We start from the raw sequence: 272 nt of genomic DNA on the forward strand, positions 1-272 counted from the left end.
GCTGCGGCGCGCGCAGTGGCGGGCGCTGACCGGCCACACGCGCCAGGCGCTGCAGCAGCTCTACCAGGACCCGCAGCAGCGCGGCCCCGCCATGGCGCAGGCCAAGGCGCAGATCTACCAGCAGTTCCGCAGCGACTACGCTGCGCTGCGCGCGCAATGGCGCAGCGCCGATGCGGCCCTGCTGACCACCGATGCCCAGCGCCAGCTCTACGACCGCAACCAGGCGCGGCTGGACCAGTGGGTGGCCGATGCCAACAACGCCAGCTTTGGCG

Annotated in this window: 1 protein-coding gene; it reads left to right on the forward strand. The window is 72.8% G+C overall.

Going from position 1 to position 272, the window contains the following annotated elements; genetic code table 11:
• The coding region (locus ACS2QP_RS27725) for an aminopeptidase (protein WP_438883059.1) at positions 1–272 on the forward strand (272 nt) is incomplete at both ends.

Origin of the sequence: Bacillus cereus group sp. Bce019, from assembly GCF_051781745.1 — a bacterium.
GTDB classification, from domain to species: Bacteria; Bacillota; Bacilli; order Bacillales; family Bacillaceae_G; genus Bacillus_A; species Bacillus_A cereus.